The sequence below is a fragment of the Jeotgalibacillus marinus genome (assembly GCF_040801915.1).
In the GTDB taxonomy this organism is placed as follows: domain Bacteria; phylum Bacillota; class Bacilli; order Bacillales; family Jeotgalibacillaceae; genus Jeotgalibacillus; species Jeotgalibacillus marinus.
Genome location: NZ_JBFMIA010000001.1, coordinates 150,335 through 173,567 on the forward strand (window position 1 = coordinate 150,335; position 23,233 = coordinate 173,567).

The window sequence follows — 23,233 nt, forward strand, 5'->3', positions numbered from 1 at the left end:
TTGTCCCTCCTTCTTCCATTATACATAAAAAAAGAGTGTATTTAAAAGACGAAGCACCCAAGGATGTGTCTTGGGTGCTTCTTACGATTACTAAGTCATTTGTTTAGCTTTAAATTCCTTCATATACGATTGAATTTGTTTCATTCCATCAAGACTTTGCGCGAGGATCGTTGGATCGATGATCGTTATTAAACGATCGTCAAGCTGGGCAATTGCTGTGAAATAGGTCGTCTTCCCATACGCGACAAGACCCATTTGCTTCAAGCGATCACCTGGAATATCTACTATCTCTTTTGCCTCTTTCACTCGGATTGCAAATGAAAGATCATCTGTTTTTAACACGATTATTTTTGCTTGTTCAAAGCCCTCGCTTGAACGGTGATACAAAATTTGTTCAAAATCTAAAATAGGTACAAGCTCACCTCGTACATTGATCATACCAAGCATATACGATGGTAAATGTGGAATAGGTGTTACTTTTTCGTCTTTTTCGATGGACAATATTGCTTCAATCGAGATCCCATATTCTTCATCTCCACTTTCAAACACAACTACTTTTCTACTATCTTCCACAGTTAATCTTCCCTTCATTTCCAATAAGCATGTGTAATGTAAGAGAAAATGTTTTTATTTGTTTGAAACTTCTTTCACCACTGCGATAAGCAATTCACTTAGTTTATTTAATTCCTCAATTGGCATTTTTTCATTTTTTGTGTGAATCTCTTCGTAGCCTACAGCTAAATTCACGGTTGGGATGCCTAAGCCAGCGATGACATTGGCATCACTTCCCCCACCACTTGTTAGTAATGCGGAAGGCCGACCAATTGACTCCACTGCACGCAATGCAATTTGTACGACTTCATCTTGCTCTTGAAATTTAAAGCCTGGGTACATGATCTCCACCTCAACATCAGCTTTTCCCCCCATTTCTTCGGCCGCTTGTTCAAATGCATTTTTCATTTTCGCTACTTGTGCTTCCATTTTTTCAGGAACTAATGAGCGCGCTTCTGCTAACACATCGACACGGTCACATACGATATTTGTAGCACTTCCACCTTCAAAACGTCCAATGTTGGCGGTTGTTTCTTCATCCAAACGACCTAGTGGCATTGAAGCGATTGCTTTTGATGCAATCGTAATCGCGGAAACACCTTTTTCTGGTGCAACACCAGCGTGTGCTGTTTTACCGTGAATGACGGCTTTTACTTTTGCTTGAGTAGGTGCAGCAACAACGATGTTTCCAACTTTTCCATCGCTATCAACCGCATAACCTAATTTGGCTTTCACATAAGATGGGTTTAGCTCTTTTGCACCAACTAGACCAGATTCTTCACCAGCTGTAATGATAAATTGAATCGTACCATGTTCGATATTTTGTTCTTTTAATTGACGAATCATTTCTAACATAGCTGCAATCCCAGCTTTGTCATCGGCACCAAGAATAGTTGTACCGTCCGTATGTACATAACCGTCATCTTTCACAATCGGTTTAATGCTTTTACCAGGTGTTACAGTATCCATATGAGAAGTGAAATAAATCGGATCAACACCTTCTTTTATTCCTTCTAACGTACAAATTAAGTTATTGGCACCATGTCCTGTTTCACCCATAGAATCATCTTCTTCAACATTGACACCTAATGCGTTAAATTTTTCTTTTAATACAACAGCAATTTCCGCTTCATGTTTTGTTTCTGAATCAACTTGCACAAGTTCTAAAAATTCTTCTAACAGTCTTTTTTCATTAATCATTTTTGACCCTCCAATTATGGTTTCACGTTGATTAGTATATCGTGAATTCTCTCCATACTCAAAACAATGTCTTACAGTGGAATATTTCCGTGCTTTTTCTTCGGTCTTTCTTCTTTTTTGTTGCGCATCATATCAAGTGCTTGAATTAACTTGATTCTTGTTTCCCGTGGATCGATCACATCGTCCACCATCCCTCTAGCTGCAGCAACAAATGGATTAGCGAATTTTTCACGATATTCTTCTATTTTTTTCGCACGAGTCGCTTCAGGGTCTTCACTTTGGGCAATTTCTTTCGCAAAGATGATATTTGCTGCTCCTTGAGGTCCCATGACAGCAATCTCAGCATTCGGCCAAGCAAATACAAGATCCGCTCCTATGGATTTACTATTTAGCGCAACGTAAGCACCTCCATAAGCTTTACGTAAAATAACCGTTATTTTTGGTACCGTCGCTTCTGAATAGGCATAAAGGATTTTTGCTCCATGGCGAATAATTCCACCATGCTCCTGTTTGATGCCAGGGAAAAATCCGGTCACATCTTCAAATGTGATCAGTGGTATGTTAAACGAATCACAGAAACGAATAAAACGTGATGCTTTATCACTTGAATCAATATCAAGCCCACCCGCCATCACTTTCGGCTGGTTACATATAAGCCCGACTACTTCACCTTTAATTCTAGCAAGTCCAACGACAATGTTTCGAGCGAATTCCTTGTGAACTTCCATAAATGAACCCTCATCTACTACGTGCTCCAATACAATGCGTACATCATATGGACGAATGGGATCAAACGGAATGTCATCTGCCAAGTCCGGACGATCATCTGATCCTTTATCTACTTCCAGGCGAGGTGGTTTCTCTTCATACGTTTGAGGCAAATAGCCTAACAAAGTTCTAACTTGTTCAAGAATTTCTTTTTCAGAATCCGCTCTAAAATGAGCATTACCACTGATTGAATTATGTATTTTCGATCCACCGAGATCTTCAGATGAAATTTTTTCACCTGTAACGGTTTCAATGACTTTCGGTCCGGTGATAAACATTTGACTCGTTTTATCAACCATGAACACAAAATCCGTGATTGCAGGTGAATAAACCGCTCCTCCCGCACATGGTCCCATGATAACCGAGATTTGAGGAATGACCCCCGAATAAATAGCATTGCGGTAAAAGATGTGACCGTATCCATCAAGTGATACGACACCCTCTTGAATTCGCGCTCCACCGGAATCATTTAACCCAATAAAGGGGGCACCATTTTTTGCAGCTAGATCCATGACGTGGGCAATTTTTTCTGCATGCATCTCACCAAGCGCTCCACCAAACACAGTGAAATCCTGCGAGAATAAATAAATTGGTCTTCCATTTACTTTCCCATACCCCGTAACTACTCCGTCTCCTGGTCCTTTCATTTCATCCATCCCAAAATCACTCGAACGATGCTCGATAAATGGGTTAAGTTCCATAAAGCTCCCCTCATCAACGAGAAGATCTATACGTTCACGTGCGGTTAATTTCCCCTTTTCATGTTGGCGTGCAATTCGATCATCACCACCGCCCAGTTCGATTTCTCTTCTTCTATCATAAAGTTCATTGATTTTTTCAAACATATCACTCATGACTTGACGCTCCTTTTTTACCTCTATGGTCACATAATTCATATAATACCCCGTTTGCTTGAGTGGGATGTAAAAAAGCTATATCAGCCCCCCCTGCCCCCCGTCTTGGCTCGTCTGAAATAAATCGAATGCCTTTTTCTTTTAATTCTTGGATTCTTTCTTCTATCCCGCTTACTTTGAAAGCCACATGATGGATACCTTGCCCTCTTTTCTGAATAAATGTAGCAATCGGTGATTCGTCATGTAAAGGCTCTAGCAGTTCGAGTTTTACATTCCCTGCATCGATAAAGGCAATCTTTACCCCTTGTTCTTCTACTCGTTCTACTTTTAATAGTGTAAGCGTTAACATATCTACATAAAAAGGAAGTGATTCCTTGATAGATTGAACCGCAATCCCAATATGATCAACCGTTTCCATTATACCATCTCCTTCATTCCGCCTTCTTCTCTCCTATTCTACCGATTTCTTGTATTATTGACCACCTACTTGCGAATTTCCTAGGATGACGATAAAATAAACGTACTATGCCTACGATAAGGAGAGAGAATATTGAGCAACCGTAAATTTCGTAAAGTAATTGTGTATGTAATGATTTTCGCCATGTTAGCATCGACATTAGCAGTTGGCCTGTCGTTCGTTTTATAAAAATAACTTACGTCATCAATGAAATAGAAGATGAAAACAGCCTTTCCACTTTAATGGATAGGCTGTTTTTTTGTTAACCACTTTATTGATTGTTAACAAGCCATTCTTATTACTTATCCTTTCTTTTGCAATGTTGAAAGGATTGCTTGTGTCACTTCTTCCGTAGAGGAAGTGCCTTGAATATCTGCTGTTTTAATTCCACTTTCTGTGACTTCTTCAGTCGCATCTAGTATGGCTTGTCCTAAATCGGTATAGCCTAGGTGATCGAGCATCATTTTTGCTGTCCAAATTTGTCCAATTGGATTTGCTTTACCCTGCCCCGCAATATCTGGAGCTGAGCCATGTACCGGCTCAAACATCGAAGGATAAGTACCTTCAACATTTAAGTTAGCAGATGGCGCAATCCCAATACTCCCCATCACTGCACTACCAATATCAGTCAATATATCTCCAAAAAGGTTAGAAGCCACAATCACATCAAAACTTTCTGGCTTTGTGACAAAAAATGCAGAAAGGGCGTCGATATGGGCCGAACTCGTTTCAATATCAGGATAGTCTTTTGCCGTTTCTTGAAATACACGGTCCCAAAATGGCATGGAGTGAACAATACCATTTGATTTTGTTGCACTCGTTACCTTCTTACCTCTTGTCCTAGCAAGCTCAAATGCGTATCTCATCGCTCTTTCAGTTGCCTTGCGTGTGAAGATTCCATTTTGGACAGCGATTTCATTTTGTCCATTATGAATCACTCCACCTGCTTCGCTATATTCTCCTTCGCTGTTTTCCCGTACAACGATCAAATCAAAATCTTTCGGGGAACGAAGAGGTGATTGAATTCCTTTAATCAATCGTGCGGGTCTCACATTCAATGAAAGCTCAAGCTCCCTGCGGATTTTGATTAGCATTCCCCATAAAGAAATATGATCAGGTACAACGGCTGGATTTCCTACAGCTCCTAGAAAAACTGCATCAAATTCTTTTAATCTCTCAATGCCATCTTCAGGCATCATAGCCCCTGTTTCTATATAATGGTCTGACCCCCAGGGAAAATCGGTCATTGAGAATTGGACACCCCCGTGCATATCAGCAGCCTTCTGCAGCACTTGCTTGGCAGAAGCCATTACCTCAATTCCAACTCCATCCCCTGGCAAGCAAGCGATTTCAATTTTATTCACTTCTATTCATCCTTTCATCAAGTTACCTAAACTCATCTGGAAAAACAGTTAAATCAAGATTAAACACGACAGGCAAGTAAATGTAGACTGCTGCCGCAATTAATATAATACAAGCAATATTCACCCAAAACCCATTTTTAACCATCTCTGTCACCTTTAATTTTCCAGTAGCAAAAATGATCGCATTTGGCGGTGTACCGACAGGCAGCATAAATGCGCAGTTTGCTGCCATTGCAGCAGGCACCATAAGTGCATAAGGATGGACGTTAATAGCCAGTGCAAGTGCAGCTAAAACAGGTAACATCATGGTCGCTGTCGCTGTATTGGATGTAATTTCTGTTAAAAACAGAACCAATGTTGCCGTAATAATAATCATGAAGATAAAGTTTACACCTTCAAGAACGGACAGTTGCTCTCCAATCCAATGAGCTAGACCCGTTTCTTGGAATCCTGCTGCAATCGCAAGACCTCCTCCAAAAAGTAACAAAATGCCCCATGGAATATCTTTCGCAACGGTCCAATCTAACAATCTTCCTGCAACTTTCTTTGAAGGAATCAAAAAGAATAATACACCAGCAGTGATGGCGATCATCGTATCATTGATACCTGGAATGACAAAAAAGTTTTCATTTTCCCAAAGGAATGTACGAGTGATCCACATGAATGCAGCAAAGGTAAAGATACTAGAAACAAGAACTTCTTCATAAGAAATTTTTCCGAGTTTATCTTTTTCTGATTTTATTAATTCTTTCCCACCTGGTAAGTGTTTCAGCTTAATTGGATGCGCTACTTTTATTAAATAAAGCCATGTCGCAAAAAGCAAGATCACTACAACAGGCGCTGCATAAAGAAACCACATGGCAAATGAAATTTGCACGCCATAAATCTCTGCAACAACCCCAGCGAGAAGTAAATTTGGAGGCGTTCCGATTAACGTACCTAACCCTCCAATTGTTCCAGCATATCCTACCGCAAAAAGAAGTGCTTTTGAAAACTTTTTTTCTTCAAGTGAATAATCTTCTTTTGAATGCTTTAAACTTTGTCCAACCTGGTAGGTGATCGCTGTAGCAATCGGCACCATCATCATAACCGCGGCTGTATTGGATACCCACATTGAAAGGAAGCCAGTAGCGATCATAAACCCAAGCACAATATTTGAAGTTGAGGTTCCCACTACAGCAATAATATTTAGCGCAATTCGTTTGTGTAATCCCCATCTTTCCATGGCTAATGCAATGATAAATCCACCCAGAAATAAGAACACAATCGGATCACCGTAACTAGAAGTGACTGCCCCTCCATCTAATGCTCCTGTAAGCGGCAGCAAGATAATCGGCAGTAATGAAGTGACTGGAATGGGAATGGCTTCTGTAATCCACCATGTTGCTACCCAAAGAGTAACGGCCAACACCATTTTCCCTTCATGATTAAGGGTGTCATGGTTAAAGAAAAATGTCGTTAGAAAAAACAATAACGGTCCGAGAATCAATCCAACACGTTGAGGCGTTGTATAGCTAGGTTCGTTTGAAGGACTTTTACCTTGACTTGATCTTCTTGCTTGTTCTTGTGATTTGTTCGATACTTCGTCCAAATCCGTTTTTTTGATAAGCAATAAATTTTTTGTCTTCTTGTGTGAACGCCAAAGCGCCTCCACGATTCCTGGGTACGACATTAATGATCCCCCTTTTATTTTAAAGCGCTTACATATATACTTAGAATAAAAGTGTCGACTGTCGACAACTATTGTTAGTTTACAAGTCATCCAATCGTTCGTCAACAATTTATTTAAAATTTCGACAAATTTTTCTATACTATCGGACAAGACAAATCATCATGTTCTTTTACCTACTTGAGGGGGATTACAATGAGTGAGCTTATTGAAAAAAAGAAATCTATACATGAACAGGTACATCAGTTGATAAAAAAAGGAATTATCGAAGGCGATTATTCACCAAACGAACGACTGTATGAAGCAAAATTAGCACGTGCGTTTCGTGTTAGCAGAAGTCCCGTCCGCGAAGCAATTCGAACCCTCGAGAAAGAAGGTCTAATCGAACAAGATCATCAATCGCGTATCTTTGTCTATAAACCTAATGTGGCAGACGTTCAACAAATTTACCAATGCAGACAGGTCCTGGAATCCTTAGCTGTTTCACTCTCAGCTGAACATGCGACCACCAAAGAACTTGAAGATGTATTGGAAATCGCCATTCAGTCCGAACAAGCCATTAATGATGAGGACCTGGAATCAAAAATGAGATTGATTCACCTGAATAGTTCTTTTCATGATGCGATTATTCAGTGTAGCAGAAATCATCGCCTTCAAAAGCAGCTTAACGATTTACGTACCCTTACATTCTTTTACAGAAGAATGAATATTGATGATCCAACACGTCGAATTGAAATCGTGAGCCAGCATATAGAAATTGCAAAAGCGCTTCAACTTCGTAAAAAGGAAAAAGCCGCTTCATTGATGCATAGCCATATTCACTCAGACATGCTTTACTTAGTACGTTTTTTGGAGAGAAATGAATCATCAATAACCTTGATATGATCTGCTATTCTACTTCTATACACAAACTACAGATATGTACCAAAAAAGCCCTCTTCAAGGGCTTTTTTGGTATGGAATAAATTAGATTATCAATGGATCTTATTATAAAGAAAAAATTTCCTAGTTAGATGATCTACAGCAAGTGGATACAATTTTTGTTACGGACTTAACACGTATTACTAGAAGTACAAGAGGTTTATTTGAGTTAGTTGATCACATACTAAATAAAAAAGTGAAATAAAACCCTTGAAGATACTTGGCTAGATTTATCAGATGAGCATCTATACAGTCAATTCCTAAAGACTGTCCTGGGTCGAGTAAATCAACTTGAACATGATCTAATCAAGATGAGTCAACGAAGATGCCGACCTTTCCTCCAAAAAGAATTTAGCTGTATAAAATGGTTTGAGATGAAGGATGGCGATACTCCTATTAGAACGATTATTGCACCAGTAGAAAAATTTACATAGATTTTACATGGTCTTTATATCATTTATATATTTAACCTTTACTCTAAAAGGGCCTTACATACACTTATACTAAGGAGGAAAACACACATGAAATCTCGTTTAAATAAAAAAATTCCTTTTGTCGCCATTACCGTTCTAGCGGCAACGGCCCTTACAGCTCAAACGTTTATGCATGATGAGTTTGGACTGAAAGCACGAGCAAAAAATAATGATCGAAGTTGGCTCGCTGGGGATCATCATGTCCATAGTGAGTGGAGTGTTGGCTGGGACTACTCGACCAATCCACCAACTCCTATCCAAGCCGGGGACGCTATTTATCCCATTGTACAAAATGCGGAAATGGCAAGGGAATACGGACTTGATTGGATAACATCTACCGACCATGGGGGTCCAAATCATTCCAAGGTGAATTTAGAACAAGCCTATCCTGAATTGCTGAGATCTCGCGATGAAGTTCCAGAAGTTCTTCAATTCTACGGAATGGAGTTTGATACACCTGCTGCGGATCATAGTTCCTTGATTATTCCAAAAGGGGAGAATGAATCAGAGGCACTTTATGAGATTGAAACCCAGTTTAATAAACAGGAACCTTATCCAAATGACGGAAGCCGAGATACCGAATCGAACATGATTGCTGCCCTTAATCATATGAAAGAGATGGACGAAGTACCTCTTCTTTTTGCCAATCATCCTTCCCGTTCTGCAACAGGTGAAGGCGAATGGGGACAAGATACACCGCAAGAATTCCGTAATTGGAACGACACGGCGCCGAATGTGGCTGTTGGAATGGAGGGGGCTCCGGGTCATCAGGCAGGCGCGATAAACCGGGATGGTTCTCTTGATCCAAATGGCACACGAGGATCGTACGACAAATCCCCAACTATGGGCGGGTATGATCAAATGACCGCTACATTAGGGGGGCTATGGGATTCGATGCTAGGAGAAGGAAGACACTGGTGGATTACTGCTTCTTCTGACTCCCATGTCAATTGGAGAGATGGAGGAAGTGATTTCTGGCCTGGTGAATATGCGAAAACGTACGTAAAAGCAGAAAAAGAATACGATGATATTATGGAAGGTCTTCGAAATGGGAATGTGTTTGTTACAACAGGGGACCTCATATCTGAACTTGATGTGAAAGTCCAAGCTGGCGGTAGATCTCCTTTATTTGCCCGCTCTAACGGAAATTCTGCATCGTTCGGTGAAACACTTACCTTGCCAGGCAAAAAATCGGATGTAAACATCACCATTCGCCTAAAAGATCCAGATGCACTGAATGCCAATGGAGACAATCCAGCAGTAAAGCGTGTGGACCTGATTATGGGAGCGGTGACTGGGGAAGCAGCGGATCCAGCAAATGCAACGAATTCAACAACAAAAGTTGTAAAGCGTTTCACAGAGGACGATTGGACACTTGACGGGGAATACATTGAAATTTCTTATACGTTAAAAGATGTGGATCAAGACAGTTATATTCGTTTACGCGGAACAAACACAGATGAGTTAGAGCCAGAACTGGACGAGCCTGGCGAAGACCCATGGAGTGATCTATGGTTCTACTCGAACCCCGTGTTTATTAATACCTCAAAGTAAAATGGAAGAGGCGTACATGCGGCGAGGAGCAACCGACTCCTCGTCTTTCCTTTCTTCCGCAAAAGCGAGCGGTCACGCCTACGCGTTCGAGAACCCAGCATCGCATGCGCGTTTAAGCGCGGGCGTGCATAGAGCGAAATCATGAAATGGACGTGGATGACATGAACACACGACGAATCTTTTTGTTACTTGGGATGATGACATTTTTCGTATTCCTCCCGCTAACAACGCACGCCCATACAAATGACAGCGAAGGCTTCTCCTTCATTGAAGTCAACGAAGAAACCATCCATTACGAACTAAAGCTCGACCTAGAAGAGTTTGCTGAGGCGATGAGTAGAGAAATGAATGAGAGCCAATTATTCGACACGGATACTGTACAAGAATTTCTGAATGCTCGCATCGAAGTTTATGCAGACGGCGTTATCGTGGAAGGGGTTATCGAACAGGCAGAGATTGAAACTATACAGGAACGCCCGGTTGCCGTGATGAATCTGACCTATGAAATGAAGCGAAAACCAGAAAAAATCATACTTGACTATCACATGTTTTTCGACGAAACTGCCCCGAGTCATGCGAACTTTGTCACTATTGATATGGATGGCGTAAAAAAGCAAATAATTCTTACATACTCGTCTAGACAACTTGAAGTGGGAGAGATGAGTTTTATTCAAAACGCCAAGCAGTTTTTATCGCTCGGTGTCAAACATATCTTTACGGGGTATGACCATATCTTGTTTATCCTTGCTTTGTTATTCGGGGCAAAGACGATTCGAAACATCCTTTCTTTAGTAACGGCCTTTACCCTCGCCCATAGCATCACCCTAGCTCTTGCCACCTTCGATCTCGTGCAGCTTCCTAGCCGCATTGTCGAATCGGCGATTGCCTTAAGCATTATTTATGTCGCGCTGATTCATCTCTTGAATCTAGACGCCAAGCATCACCCTTGGCTTGCCTTCGGTTTTGGGTTGATTCACGGGTTTGGTTTTGCGGGCATTCTTTCCGAAATGCAATTAGAGGGAAGCCAAATGGCGATGTCCCTTCTATCGTTTAATCTAGGCATAGAACTCGGGCAGCTATTCATCGTCTCGCTCGCGTTTCCTTTGATCTTGTGGATCAAAAAATCCACCAAAAAACCAGTGAAATGGATTATCCCAGGAATATCAGTGTGTATACTGGTTTTTGGATTGGTGTGGTTTTTCCAGAGAGCCTTTTGATTCATAGAGGGTACGCTATCGGAAGAAACGTCCAAACCAAGGAGGAGGGAGCGGCGTGTGGTGCATTCAGCAACCCAGTGCGAAAAGAAGCCTGTCAGAATCCATAGATTCTCTTCAGCGCGCCTAGCGCCAACAAATGCTCCCTCCCTTTTCTCATAACAGTCCTTCCCATTCTTGAACGACTTAAAATTTCTTCCGTGTAGGTACTGCTTCCATTCTCCCTTTTACATCTTTAAGAGCTTTTTTAGCACTTCGAATGCAACATCATAAGTTTTTCTACTATTACCAATAGAGAAAACCCCTCCATAGTAAACAGATTAATGTGCTTTCTTTTTTCTGTTTACTATAAGGGGGATATCAGGATGCTACGTCTGATCAATTTAAAAAATATTTTTACCTTCCCACCATTCAAATCCAATTCTAGCATTTACAACTTCATTACTTGTTAAAAAGAAAAGAATTGAATTCCCAGGAGCTATAATAATCTTCCCACTTATTTGTCCGCTAGTTACTGTCTCGTTTGCTGGTACTCGTCTGAGAGCTGTATTTACCCCCCCAATTAGTTCTCCATCTACACCTGGGTTAAATTGTAATTGCCCCACAGGGAATTTATTAGCGAAATTTGTATTTAAATTACCTACATTAGAAGAAACTAGTATTTCTCCAGGGGGGATGGCATCTACGAAAAGATCGGCAGTATATGGAGATGAAGAGAAATTTGTTAACGTGAAGAAATCAAAAAATAAACAAACTTTGGAGTTAGGAGGATTAACAAGGCGACCCCAAGCAACAGTTTCCCCACCAAATGTTAATAAATCTGTTAATCCCGCAAAATTTCTACCTTTAGTGGATTGAAAAGCTGAATTGATAATATTGGCAACAGGTTTAATATTTTTTTTCTTTTTTTTCTTTTTGTTCATTGTATTTCCTCCAATCTATTTGAAATTTATACCATTACAACCAAACTTAGCTGTTATGGTATAACAAAGTACCATTTGAAAAAATGGTGTGCTTTTTTGCAATTTTGCAGTAATCCCTTTCCATCCTACTAACAGCACAACCACTTTATTAAGAGGTCAGCCAAATCAGGCTTGGAGGATTCTGTGCTGACGAACAAAGCTTGCTCTGGGCTTTTTCCCACTTTAATCTGTTTAATTTCTTTTAGTTTTTCTGTGTCAATTACTGAGACAGTATTTGCACCAGAATTAGGAATATAAAATCGAGTTCCATCCGGAGTGAATCTTCCAACTGCTGGACTTTCTCCGACCTTAATCTTTTTAATTTCAGTCAATGTGCGTACATCAATAACTGAAATCGTATTTTCTCCATCATTACTTACATAATAGAATGCTCCATCAGGAGTAAACATCGCGAAAAACGGTTCTTTACCAACCTTAATCTGCTTAATTTCAGTTAATGTTGCAATATCAATCACTGATATGCTATTAGATCCAGTATTACTTACAAAAACCAATTTGTTATCTCGAGAAACAAAATTTCGTCCTGGTTGTTTTCCCACTTTAATTTGTTTAATTTCCTTATTCGTTGCTGTGTCAATCACTGATACGGTATTAGAACATCTATTTGGAACATAAACTTGTTGATTATTTCGAGACACCCGAGCTTGGAATGGACTTTTTCCCACTTTAATTTTTTTAATTACAGTTAGATCAGTTGTGTCAATTACTGAAACACTGTTGGAACCAGTATTACAGACATAATAAAAATCTCCATTTGTTGTAAAACTTGAAGTGAAAGGTTGTTTTCCCACTTTAATTTTTTTTACCACTTTATTTTTTTCTACATCAATAACAGAAACATTATTTGAATCATTATTTACGGCAAAATTAAGATTCCCATCAGGTTGAAAGTCAATATCTATTGGTGTATTCCCAACCTTAATTGATTTAACTACCTTATTTCTTTTTAATTTGATCACCGAGATGTCATTTGAACATCTATTTGCTACATAAAGAGATTTATCATCTGGTGTTACATCTATATCAAAAGGTCGTTGTCCTACAGGAATTGTTTCAATCACTTTATTCGTCGCAACGTCAATTACAGACACACTATCGGAAGCACTATTAGTTACATAGATCAGTCCTCTTTCTTTACACATAAATAAAATCACCTCCTTTAATAATTTTTAATTTACTAATATTCACATATATTATTGCGACCTACCTTTTATAAAATTAGACAGGACCATCACACTCACATCCAAATTTATCTTTTCAATTGATAGATAATAAGAGTGATACTACTAATCTATGCAGTTAAGAAGTAGTCTGTTTGTGCGAATAGACCTGACGAGACTTAATTCTACAAGAAAAGGGCTTTTTCTATTTATTCATTTACGTGCTTATATGAGTGTTAAGACGTAATAAAAAAGCCTGCTGTACAGCAGACCGTTAATCATTGTTACGTGCAATCTCACGATTCTTCATTTGCTTGTATAACTTGGATTTAGATACATCCGTCTTCTCTGTGATCTCTTTGATACTGTACTTCTTTGTATCGTATAGAATAAATGCGTCGTCAACTATCTACTGACTCATTGCAGGACGTCCACCATTCCGTCCTCTAGCCCTTGCAGATTGCAAACCTGCCTTTGGACGTTCGCAGATTAAATTCGCTTCCATTTCCTCAAACCCAGTCATCACAGTTTGAAGAAGATATAAAGCAAGATCAAGACTATCACTTTGGAATATTTAAAAACGATATTGTACTAGTGGGCACGATTAACCTCTTTCAAGTACTTCATAGATCATTACAAAGTGCATGTATTGGCTATTTTTCAGACAAAAAACATAATGGCAAGAGTTTTACAACTAAACTTGCTTCAGAAAAAGGATACTAAAGAATAAATCCCAATTTCTCATTTGTAACACTGAGAAATTGGGATTATTAATACTGTCATATTCTTAACGTTGTTAATCGTAAATATTTTAGTTCAGTTACACTTAAAAAAACTTAACGCGTTGCTTTCACTTGTTTTAAGGGGAACCCTCGAAATGACTGTTTCAACTGTAAATACACTTCCATTTCTCTCGTGAATTGGAAAAGTGCCGCTCTCGTTTCAAATTCATCTCGTGATTTTGGCATAGGCATTTCTTCAAACTCCAACTTCATATCGTATAATTTTGTCAAATAAAGAATCGCTGTATTTCCTGAATGAATATGATCACTCAATTCTTCAACAAACCCAGCGATCATTTCACGTTGTTCAACTGTTGTTGATAAAGAAGAGATAAGTGGCAGCATACGTTCAATTAACTCAAACTGACTTTGTCTCATTGTAAAATAGAGATAATAGTGATTTTCATTTCTCATAAAGTGATTTTCTACGTCTTGATATGCAAGTGTTTTAGCCTCTTTTATGAGCTTTTCTATATGAGTAATTTCAATTCCATCCCACCCACTGTCTCCTTCACGTAAAAAATGGGCCATATGAAGAAAAATCCGTCGGAAATTTTCCTCAATCTCCACTTGAAATTGGACAAGCTTCGATTCAACACTAGGCATATACACATTCATTACAAGTGCAATCCCAACGCCAATGATTATAATAGCTAGTTCATTAAATGCAGAACTTACGGTAATCTCTTGTGCAATAAAAATATGTAACACGATAACACTGCTCGTAACGATGCCTTCTTTAACGTTTAACATCACAGTTGTGGGGATAAATAAAAGAAGAAGAAGGCCTATTACAAAGGGGGAGTAACCAATTCCTTCAAAGAAAACAAATGAAAAACCAATTGCAATTAAACAAGCAACCAATCGACTCCACGATACGCGAACAGACTTGCGCTTCGTGTTTTGAATACAGAGAATCGTAATGATCCCTGCCGATGCATAATTATCTAGACCAATTGCTTGAGCCAAAATAATCGCGATAGCAGTTCCAACAGCGGTTTTTAATGTTCGATAACCAATTCGAAACATTTCATAATTCCCTTCAATAAATAAATTTAATGCAAAAGAAAGATGATCACTTGATCACCTTTCTTTATCAGAATACTACTATTAAAGCACCTTTTGCAAGAAATCCTGGGCTCGCTGACTTGTCGGGGATGCAAAGAATTCAGCTGGGACAGCTTCTTCGACCAACATTCCTTCATCCATGAAAATCACTCGATCCGCTACTTCACGTGCAAACCCCATCTCATGAGTCACAATCATCATTGTCATGCCTGTTTGAGCTAATGATTTCATCACATCCAACACTTCTTTAACCATTTCAGGATCTAAAGCCGAAGTTGGTTCGTCAAAAAGCATAATTTTTGGTTCCATGGCTAATGCACGTGCAATGGCTACACGCTGTTTCTGACCACCGGATAAACGATTTGGATATTCATCTGCTTTTTCACCCAATCCAACTTTTATTAAAAGGTCCATGCCAAGTTTATTCGCTGGTGCTTGTTTAACCCCTTTTACTTTCATCGGTGCATACGTTACATTATCAAGTGTTGTCATGTGAGGAAACAAATGAAAATGTTGAAACACCATTCCTACTTCTGAACGAAGCTTTAATGGATTATATTTCACTCCTGTAATATCATCAGATCCGATATGAATTGTTCCTGACGTGGGTTGTTCTAATAAATTTAAACAACGGAGAAATGTTGATTTACCAGAACCAGATGGTCCGATAACTACCACAACTTCTCCTTCGTTTATTGTTGCATTTATCTCTTTTAACACTTCAATATTTCCAAATGATTTTGATAACCCTGTTACATTAATCACTTTTTTTCATTCTCCCTTCAACCCATTTCCCTGCCATTGTTAATACAAGTACCATACAATAATAAATGAGTCCTGCAAATAACAGCGGTTCTAAGAAAGTAAACTTATCACTGCCGACGATGTAAGCACGTCTCATTATATCTGTTACCCCAATCACAGTTACAATCGCTGATTCTTTTGTTAGAGTAATAAATTCATTCATCAATGCGGGTAATATATTTTTCATCGCTTGTGGCAAAATGACGTCTTTCATCATTTTATTATAAGGCACACCTAGCGCCATTGCAGCTTCCCGTTGCCCTTTATCTACAGCTTGGATACCTGCACGAATAATTTCAGAAATGTACGCTGCAGAATTTAAAGCAAATGATAAAATAGCAGCTGTATATGGTTCAACTTGTACCCCAAAAAGTTGAGGAGAAGCATAATAGATGATCATTAGTTGTAAAACAAGTGGCGTTCCACGGAAAATCGAGGTGTACGCATCTGCAAGCCATCTTAATAGTTTCATTCTCCCAATTTTTAAAAATGATAACACAATACCAATGATGAATCCTAAAACACCTGCTATTAGCACAATTTTTAGTGTAACCCATATCCCTTGTAAAATATAAGGCATCGAAGGGATGATTTGTTGAAAATCCATATGTTCCTCCTCCTGTAGAAATAAAGAAAGAGTGCTCGTCAATGGCTGGTGCCAATCACACATGCACTCCTTCTACATTTACTCATTTATTCTGTTTGATCATTGTCAAACCATTTCTTTGCTAGTTCATCAATCTCTCCTGATTCTTTGAGTTCCTCGAGAACTTCATCAAATTGCTTTGTCCATTCGCTTTCTTTTGGAAAAGCAATGGCAGATCCTGCTTCTTGTTCTTCTACCTCGATGACTTCACCTCGAAGTTCATCATCTCCTTGTAAATACCCTTCAGCCACTATATTTTCTACAATAATCGCATCAAATCGTTCGTTTGCTACATCCTGCATTAATTCAGGAATTCGGTTACGTGTTTCAACGGTCAGATGCATTTCCTTACCTAGATCATCTGCAAATTCTTGTTGTATCGATCCAAGCTGAACACCAACTGTTTTTCCTTCCAAATCCTCAACGGTCGAAATATCGCTTCCATCTAGTGAAATGAGTAAGTCTTTCGCAACGTAATAAACGTCTGTAAATTCAACATTTTCCTTGCGTTCTTCCGTAGGCGTCATCGCAGACATAACGAAATCTACCTGACCATTAGATAAAGCTGTTACAAGACCACTAAAATCCATGTCTTGTATTTTAATATCGAAACCTAACTCATCAGCAATTAAATTCGCCAAGTCTACATCATATCCAATGATTTCATCACCTACTGCTGTATCGACATATTCAAACGGTTTGTAATCAGCCGATGTCCCCATTGTTAGCGTAGGTTTATATCCATCAGATTCTTGCCCTTCATCTGATACTCCACAAGCTGCAAGAACCATTGATGTTGCTACCGTCATCGTTAAAAGTGTTTTCTTCATTTTCATTCCTCCAAATTATTTTTGTATTTTAATACATATTTATGAATATTTATTATTATTGTATTCTATCATTCTCTTAAAAATATGCAATACCTTTTTGCTAAATGAATAAATATAAAATTTTCTGACAATATAACCATAGACATAAAAGAAAGAAAAACAAAAAAACTGAACGCATGCCAATGCATGCGTTCAGTTTAAAAACACTGATTATTTAAGTTTATATTTCGGAGAGTTAAGATTTCTCTCATCCCTTTAGGTTATCAAACGGCCTGTCTAAAGAAAACCTCAAAGATAAAGGTTATACCTCTTCGCAGTGAACTTCAAATAGTCCTTGAAGGTTTGTGATCACTGACATTGGATCGTGTCCTTCGATTTCATGGCGTTCTACCATTGATAGGACCTTGCCATCTTTTAATAGTGCAAAAGAGGGTGATGATGGTGGATAGCCTTCGAAATAGCTACGCGCTTTTGCTGTTGCTTCTTTATCCTGTCCTGCAAAAACCGTTACTAAGCGATCTGGTCGTTTATCATAATGAATAGAATGAGCAGCAGCTGGACGTGCAATGCCTCCAGCACAACCACAAACCGAATTTACCATAACAAGCGTGGTCCCTTTTTCTTGAAGCGTACTTTCTACTTCTTCAGGTGTGCGAAGTTGCTGATATCCTGCTGTCTCAATTTCTTCTCGTGCTTGACGAACAACATCATTCATAAAAATATTAAAGTCCATACTCATTAGACGTCTCCCCTTTTGGTGGTAATATGTATTTTAATAATAGTTCAAGTCGAACATTGAATCAACTTATTTAGATTTTCGTTTGATTAAACGATTACTTTTTGATAACAATGGATATACTATTATTGATTCTAGTTTTTACCCCTAACTCCCTAGATGGTTGGATGGTTTCTCCCCCGAGACCATCCTTTTTTATGGTGTAAATAGCGTTTCAACCGCCTCTGCTGGTGAAACCTCTCCAACAATCACACCCTCTTTTAAGCGACGTAATTCCTCTTTGCGACCATCTATGTTCATAAACTCATCGAACAACCGATCGTGAATCATTTGCTTCATCCAATCGAGAGACTGAGATTTACGGCGATCTTCCATCACACCACTTTCTGATATTTCTTCAATAAACCGCTCAATCAATTCCCAGATCTCAACAATCCCCTCGCCTTTAATTGCAGAACACGTAATAGCTTTTGTTTGCCAACCTTTTGTTGCGGGCTGTAGGTAATGTAAAAGTTGACGGTACTCATTTCGTGCTTTTGTAGCACGGACTTTATTGTCTCCGTCTGCCTTATTGATCACAATAGCATCCACGAGTTCCATGATTCCTTTTTTCATGCCCTGTAGTTCATCACCACCACCAGTTAAGGCAAGTAATAAGAAGAAGTCAACCATTCCACGGACCATGACTTCACTCTGTCCAACACCTACTGTTTCAACTAAAATAATGTCATAGCTAGCTGCTTCACACAGGAGTATCGTTTCACGTGTCATTCTGTGTACACCACCAAGAGTTCCTGCTGTTGGACTCGGACGAATAAAGACATTTTGATGATGCGAAAGTTCTTCCATTCTCGTCTTGTCTCCTAAAATACTTCCTCCGGATAACGAAGAACTAGGGTCGATGGCTAACACAGCGATTTTATGATCTTCTTGAACGAGTTTTTTACCAAACGCTTCTATCCATGTACTTTTACCCGCTCCTGGAACACCTGTTATTCCTATACGAATACTTTTTCCTGTGTTTGGTAACAGGAGTTGAATAAGCTGTGCTGCTTTCTTTCTGTGTTTATTCGCTCTACTTTCAACAAGTGTGATTCCACTTGCTAATGCTTTGCGATCGCCATTAATGATCGACTGAGCAAGCTCTTCAATAGACCACTCATCATTGTCTATTTTCTTAAACACTCTCTTTTTTAAGCGCTTCTGTTGTGAAGAATGATTGATGTCAGACATCCTGCTCCACTTCCTCATACCCTAGTCGGCGATAAATCTCTACAATGACTTTTTCCGCAGCAACAGGAATGACTGTTCCAGGTCCAAAAATCGCAGTTGCTCCATTTTCTAAAAGGAATGGATAATCTTGAGCAGGGATCACACCGCCTATGACAACAATAATTTCTTCTTTACCCCATTTTTTAAGTTCTTTTATAAGAGCTGGTAGTAAGGTTTTATGTCCAGCTGCGAGTGAACTCACACCAATCACATGTACATCATTTTCAATCGCTTGTAATGCTGTTTCCTCGGGGGTTTGGAATAATGGACCAATATCAACATCAAATCCTAAATCTGCAAATGCTGTAGCGATTACTTTCGCCCCGCGGTCGTGTCCATCTTGTCCCATTTTGGCAATTAAGATTCGCGGTCGTCTTCCTTCAGCTTCTAAAAATTCTTCTGACATTTCTCTCACATAATCAATGTCTTCTGCATTCGAGAACGATTGGCTATAAACCCCGCTTACAGAACGAATAATTGCGCGGTGGCGGCCATGTACCTTTTCGATAGCTGTTGAGATTTCACCTAGAGTCGCTCGAACTCGTGCTGCCTCAATAGCCAGAGCCAACAAGTTTCCTTCACCTGATTCAACTCCACGCGTAATACCATCTAGTTTTTCTTTTACTTCATCTTCGTTTCGATTTTCTCTTACTTGTTCAAGTCGAGCAATCTGACTTTTTCTTACGGCTTCATTATCAATCGATAAAATATCCATTGAATCCTCTTTATCAAGTCGATATTGATTAACACCAATAATAACTTCTTTCCCTGAATCAATTTTCGCTTGGCGTTTAGCTGCTGCTTCTTCAATTTTCATTTTCGGTAAACCGGTTTCAATTGCTTTTGTCATGCCGCCAAGTGATTCAATTTCCTCCATGTGTTTCCACGCTTTTGTCATGAGCTGATCAGTCAGTGTCTCAACATAATACGAACCTCCCCATGGATCAATCACATCGGTTATCCCAGTCTCCTCTTGTAAGAAGAGCTGTGTGTTACGTGCAATTCGTGCAGAGAAATCCGTTGGTAGTGCAATCGCTTCATCCAATGCATTGGTGTGAAGTGATTGCGTATGCCCCATCGCCGCAGCATGTGCCTCAACAAGTGTACGCATGACGTTATTAAATGGATCCTGCTCAGTCAATGACCAACCTGATGTTTGCGAATGCGTCCTTAGTGCAAGCGATTTATTATTTTTCGGCTCAAAATCAGACATAAGTGTCGCCCACATGCGTCTCGCAGCCCTCATTTTCGCGACTTCCATAAAGTAATTCATACCAATTCCCCAGAAAAATGACAACCGAGGTGCAAATTGATCAATCTCAATCCCTGCACTCAATCCCGTCCTAACATATTCAAGTCCATCTGCTAGCGTATAAGCAAGCTCTAAATCTGCAGGTGCACCTGCTTCTTGCATATGGTAGCCTGAAATACTAATTGAATTAAATTTCGGCATTTCTTTAGCTGTAAATGAAAAAATATCAGCAATAACCTTCATTGATACTTCTGGAGGGTAAATGTATGTGTTACGCACCATGTATTCTTTTAAAATATCATTTTGAATCGTTCCAGATAGCTTGTCAGGTGAAACACCTTGTTCTTCTGCCGCAACGATATAAAACGCCATAATAGGCAATACAGCACCATTCATCGTCATTGAAACGGACATTTGATCAAGCGGAATACCATCAAACAAAATTTTCATATCTTCAACCGAATCAATCGCCACGCCCGCTTTTCCAACATCTCCTGTAACGCGAGCATGGTCTGAGTCATAGCCTCGATGCGTCGCTAAATCAAACGCCACCGACAACCCTTTTTGACCCATTTCCAAGTTTCTTCTATAAAATGCATTACTTTCTTCAGCTGTTGAAAATCCTGCATACTGCCTCACCGTCCATGGCCTACTTACATACATACTAGGGTACGGTCCCCGCGTGTATGGAGCGAATCCTGGAAGGTCATCCATATGTTCAAAAGAATGAATGTCTTCTTTTTTGTATGCAGTACTCACCGGAATTTCTTCATTCGTTTCGATCGTTGCATTTTTAGGTGTATAATTTTGTTTTAACTTTGACCATTCAAAAGGGCTCTGTTTAAACGACGGTTTCACTTGAATTCACCTCTTCTAGTTGTTTTAGCAAGTCGACTAAAAATAAAATCATGTCTTTCCCTTCATAAACAGTTCCTGCTAGACCTGCATCTGTCCATGCAATAAATTGATCTTTTTTCGGTTTCCCCGCAAGATAAAGGTGTTGATTCTGTGCTTTTGTTGATAACAATCCTTGGACAGATTGCTCATACGCTTGATTCGTTCCACAAACAATTTGAACAGGCGATGTTCCTAATTGATTGGTAATCTTTGATTTCAAACCTACTGTACTTAATAAACCTTGGATAAAATCCGCTCTTGGCTTGTATTCTTTTAAAAGTCCAAGGCAAATGAGCTCTATGACGGGTAGAGAATGACTAGCTTGCTTATGTTGTACTTTGGCGACTAGCTGTTCCCACTCCTGTCCTATAGTACGTCTAACCAACGGCGGGATCGCGGAAGAAAGATTAGACTCATCTTGCCCTTCTATATCGATTTTTTCATATGGAGCATAGCGATTTGTTCCAACAAGCGTTGTTTTACGGGTTGCGCTATCTTGCTTGCGAAGCGTCCAAATTTGATCGATTTCTTGTTGAAGCCAACCTTTTGTAAGCGCCTCCTGCACTCCACCTTGTTCTTCTATCTGAAGGAAATAGGACCATGCTTGTTCAGAAAGTTGTTTTGTTAGCGATTCAATGTAAAAAGAACCGCCACCTGGGTCCGATAATCCCTTTAAAAATACTTCTTCTTTTAAAATAAGTTGAAGATTACGAGCGATACGGGTAGATAGTGCTAAAGGTTTTTCATATGTAGCATTGAATGGTTCGACATGCTGGTAATTTACGCCACCAAGCGCGGCAGCAAATGCTTCGTTTCCACTTCTCAAAATATTGACATGTGGATCCTGAACGGTTTTATTCAACGGTGAGCTTTCACTTCCCACTGAGACAGGATGATCTACAACACCATAACAGCCAATAAAATGAGTCCATAATGCACGAAAAGCTCGCAACTTAGCAATCTCTAAAAAGAACGTTGATCCCGTTGCAAATTGAATGTGCATACGGCGAACAATCTCTTCCACTTTCCAACCTTTCTGAGTAAGATGATTGATGATCCAAGCAGCTTCAGCAAGTGCACTAGCCAACTCTTGAACCGCATTAGCCCCAGATTGGTGGTACGGAACAGTTGAAATAACGATTGATTTAACATCTGGTTGAGCAAGAGAAAACTCGTTTAACTGAATCACCCATTGTGAAAGTTTTTCTTCATTTAAAAATTGTCCTTTTAATGCTTCTTGTGAAATAAAATCATAGCCAAATACCCCTTTTACTTGATGGTTCTCTTTTAACTCAACAAGTAATGGGCACCATTTTTCAAGCATTCTTTCGTCATTGATAAAAATATGAGGAGATTCTTGGAGAGAAAGTAATTGATCCAATTCATCTTTTGACCATGTAGTAGTGTCTCCTGTATTTTTAAGAGCGATTACATCAGAACCTTTTGACAGCTCTTCTTCCACTCTCTTTTGAATAATAGAGGTGGTATCAGCTGTCACTTGCTGAGCAACATACCAGCTATCACTTTTACTCCACCACCTTGATGGATGGTTATCAGGTGTTGTTGGTTGCTGTGTATATAAAGGCTGCAAAGTCAGCCCTTCATAAGTATTTGTATGTAAATCTTGAAATGAACATCCTTTTAGAGATGATTCAACTAACGTTTGCCACTGTTTGATCGTATACGATTCAAAAGCATACTTTTTTTCTCTCATGTTGTTGCTGCTAAATGCAGCTTCCCTCCCCAATAGTGTAATCGCTTTCAATTCTATTACTCT

Annotated in this window: 20 protein-coding genes and 1 pseudogene; 5 read left to right on the forward strand and 16 right to left on the reverse strand. The window is 39.3% G+C overall.

Annotation, left to right across the window (positions count from 1 at the left end; translation table 11 throughout):
* Window positions 1-90: 90 nt before the first annotated feature.
* From AB1471_RS00810 to mce, 4 genes are all read right to left on the reverse strand, one after another.
* Window positions 91-573, reverse strand: coding sequence for a chemotaxis protein CheW (locus AB1471_RS00810; protein ID WP_367777612.1), 483 nt, complete (start codon window positions 571-573; stop codon window positions 91-93).
* Window positions 574-627: 54 nt separating this feature from the next.
* Complete coding sequence (locus AB1471_RS00815; protein ID WP_367777613.1) at window positions 628-1,752, reverse strand: M20/M25/M40 family metallo-hydrolase; 1,125 nt, start codon at window positions 1,750-1,752, stop codon at window positions 628-630.
* Between the two features lie 71 nt (window positions 1,753-1,823).
* Complete coding sequence (locus AB1471_RS00820) at window positions 1,824-3,374, reverse strand: acyl-CoA carboxylase subunit beta (RefSeq protein WP_367777614.1); 1,551 nt, start codon at window positions 3,372-3,374, stop codon at window positions 1,824-1,826.
* Window positions 3,367-3,792 (reverse strand): methylmalonyl-CoA epimerase, encoded by a 426-nt coding sequence (gene mce / locus AB1471_RS00825; RefSeq protein ID WP_367777615.1) that lies wholly within the window; start codon window positions 3,790-3,792, stop codon window positions 3,367-3,369. The genes AB1471_RS00820 and mce overlap by 8 nt, the downstream gene beginning before the upstream one ends.
* 132 nt (window positions 3,793-3,924) lie before the next feature.
* Between mce and prli42 the strand changes: the two genes are divergently transcribed.
* Complete coding sequence (gene prli42, locus AB1471_RS00830; protein WP_367777616.1) at window positions 3,925-4,020, forward strand: stressosome-associated protein Prli42; 96 nt, start codon at window positions 3,925-3,927, stop codon at window positions 4,018-4,020.
* 113 nt (window positions 4,021-4,133) lie between these two features.
* On the opposite strand, the gene AB1471_RS00835 is transcribed toward prli42, so the two are convergent.
* Both AB1471_RS00835 and AB1471_RS00840 read right to left on the reverse strand, forming a co-directional pair.
* Entirely contained in the window at window positions 4,134-5,195 is a 1,062-nt protein-coding gene (locus tag AB1471_RS00835; RefSeq protein WP_367777617.1) for a tartrate dehydrogenase, read from the reverse strand.
* A 22-nt stretch (window positions 5,196-5,217) separates the two neighbouring features.
* Window positions 5,218-6,867 (reverse strand): SLC13 family permease, encoded by a 1,650-nt coding sequence (locus tag AB1471_RS00840; protein ID WP_367777618.1) that lies wholly within the window; start codon window positions 6,865-6,867, stop codon window positions 5,218-5,220.
* 192 nt (window positions 6,868-7,059) lie between these two features.
* On the opposite strand from AB1471_RS00840, the gene AB1471_RS00845 reads away from it, so the two are divergent.
* The 4 genes and pseudogenes from AB1471_RS00845 to AB1471_RS00860 all read left to right on the forward strand — a co-directional run bounded on the left by AB1471_RS00845 (window position 7,060) and on the right by AB1471_RS00860 (window position 11,029).
* Entirely contained in the window at window positions 7,060-7,749 is a 690-nt protein-coding gene (locus AB1471_RS00845; protein WP_367777619.1) for a GntR family transcriptional regulator, read from the forward strand.
* Between the two features lie 124 nt (window positions 7,750-7,873).
* Window positions 7,874-8,135 (forward strand): annotated as a pseudogene (locus AB1471_RS00850) (recombinase family protein); the annotation flags it as partial.
* Between the two features lie 171 nt (window positions 8,136-8,306).
* Window positions 8,307-9,812 carry a CehA/McbA family metallohydrolase domain-containing protein gene (locus AB1471_RS00855; RefSeq protein ID WP_367777620.1) on the forward strand — a complete coding sequence of 502 codons (1,506 nt, stop codon included), beginning with the start codon at window positions 8,307-8,309 and terminating at the stop codon, window positions 9,810-9,812.
* A 161-nt stretch (window positions 9,813-9,973) separates the two neighbouring features.
* Window positions 9,974-11,029 carry a HupE/UreJ family protein gene (locus AB1471_RS00860; RefSeq protein ID WP_367777621.1) on the forward strand — a complete coding sequence of 352 codons (1,056 nt, stop codon included), beginning with the start codon at window positions 9,974-9,976 and terminating at the stop codon, window positions 11,027-11,029.
* Window positions 11,030-11,409: 380 nt separating this feature from the next.
* Here the strand turns inward: AB1471_RS00860 and AB1471_RS00865 are convergent, their stop codons facing one another.
* The 10 genes from AB1471_RS00865 to AB1471_RS00910 all read right to left on the reverse strand — a co-directional run bounded on the left by AB1471_RS00865 (window position 11,410) and on the right by AB1471_RS00910 (window position 23,221).
* Window positions 11,410-11,949, reverse strand: a complete 540-nt coding sequence (locus AB1471_RS00865; protein WP_367777622.1) for a DUF6143 family protein — start codon at window positions 11,947-11,949, stop codon at window positions 11,410-11,412.
* Window positions 11,950-12,077: 128 nt separating this feature from the next.
* Window positions 12,078-13,151: a YncE family protein gene (locus tag AB1471_RS00870; protein WP_367777623.1), complete on the reverse strand. Its 1,074-nt coding sequence runs from the start codon at window positions 13,149-13,151 to the stop codon at window positions 12,078-12,080.
* Window positions 13,152-14,005: 854 nt separating this feature from the next.
* Window positions 14,006-14,980, reverse strand: a complete 975-nt coding sequence (locus AB1471_RS00875; protein ID WP_367777624.1) for an aromatic acid exporter family protein — start codon at window positions 14,978-14,980, stop codon at window positions 14,006-14,008.
* Between the two features lie 81 nt (window positions 14,981-15,061).
* On the reverse strand, window positions 15,062-15,784 hold the full coding sequence (locus tag AB1471_RS00880) for an amino acid ABC transporter ATP-binding protein (protein ID WP_367777625.1): 723 nt from the start codon (window positions 15,782-15,784) through the stop codon (window positions 15,062-15,064).
* Window positions 15,777-16,430 (reverse strand): amino acid ABC transporter permease, encoded by a 654-nt coding sequence (locus AB1471_RS00885; protein ID WP_367777626.1) that lies wholly within the window; start codon window positions 16,428-16,430, stop codon window positions 15,777-15,779. The genes AB1471_RS00880 and AB1471_RS00885 overlap by 8 nt, the downstream gene beginning before the upstream one ends.
* Window positions 16,431-16,516: 86 nt before the next feature.
* Window positions 16,517-17,299 carry a transporter substrate-binding domain-containing protein gene (locus AB1471_RS00890; RefSeq protein ID WP_367777627.1) on the reverse strand — a complete coding sequence of 261 codons (783 nt, stop codon included), beginning with the start codon at window positions 17,297-17,299 and terminating at the stop codon, window positions 16,517-16,519.
* A 301-nt stretch (window positions 17,300-17,600) separates the two neighbouring features.
* Window positions 17,601-18,038 carry a BrxA/BrxB family bacilliredoxin gene (locus AB1471_RS00895; RefSeq protein WP_367777628.1) on the reverse strand — a complete coding sequence of 146 codons (438 nt, stop codon included), beginning with the start codon at window positions 18,036-18,038 and terminating at the stop codon, window positions 17,601-17,603.
* 192 nt (window positions 18,039-18,230) lie between these two features.
* Window positions 18,231-19,268, reverse strand: coding sequence for a methylmalonyl Co-A mutase-associated GTPase MeaB (gene meaB, locus AB1471_RS00900; RefSeq protein WP_367777629.1), 1,038 nt, complete (start codon window positions 19,266-19,268; stop codon window positions 18,231-18,233).
* On the reverse strand, window positions 19,261-21,417 hold the full coding sequence (gene scpA / locus AB1471_RS00905) for a methylmalonyl-CoA mutase (protein ID WP_367777630.1): 2,157 nt from the start codon (window positions 21,415-21,417) through the stop codon (window positions 19,261-19,263). Before scpA ends, meaB begins: the two co-directional genes overlap by 8 nt.
* Window positions 21,401-23,221 (reverse strand): methylmalonyl-CoA mutase family protein, encoded by a 1,821-nt coding sequence (locus AB1471_RS00910; protein ID WP_367777631.1) that lies wholly within the window; start codon window positions 23,219-23,221, stop codon window positions 21,401-21,403. Before AB1471_RS00910 ends, scpA begins: the two co-directional genes overlap by 17 nt.
* Between the last annotated feature and the right edge of the window lie 12 nt (window positions 23,222-23,233).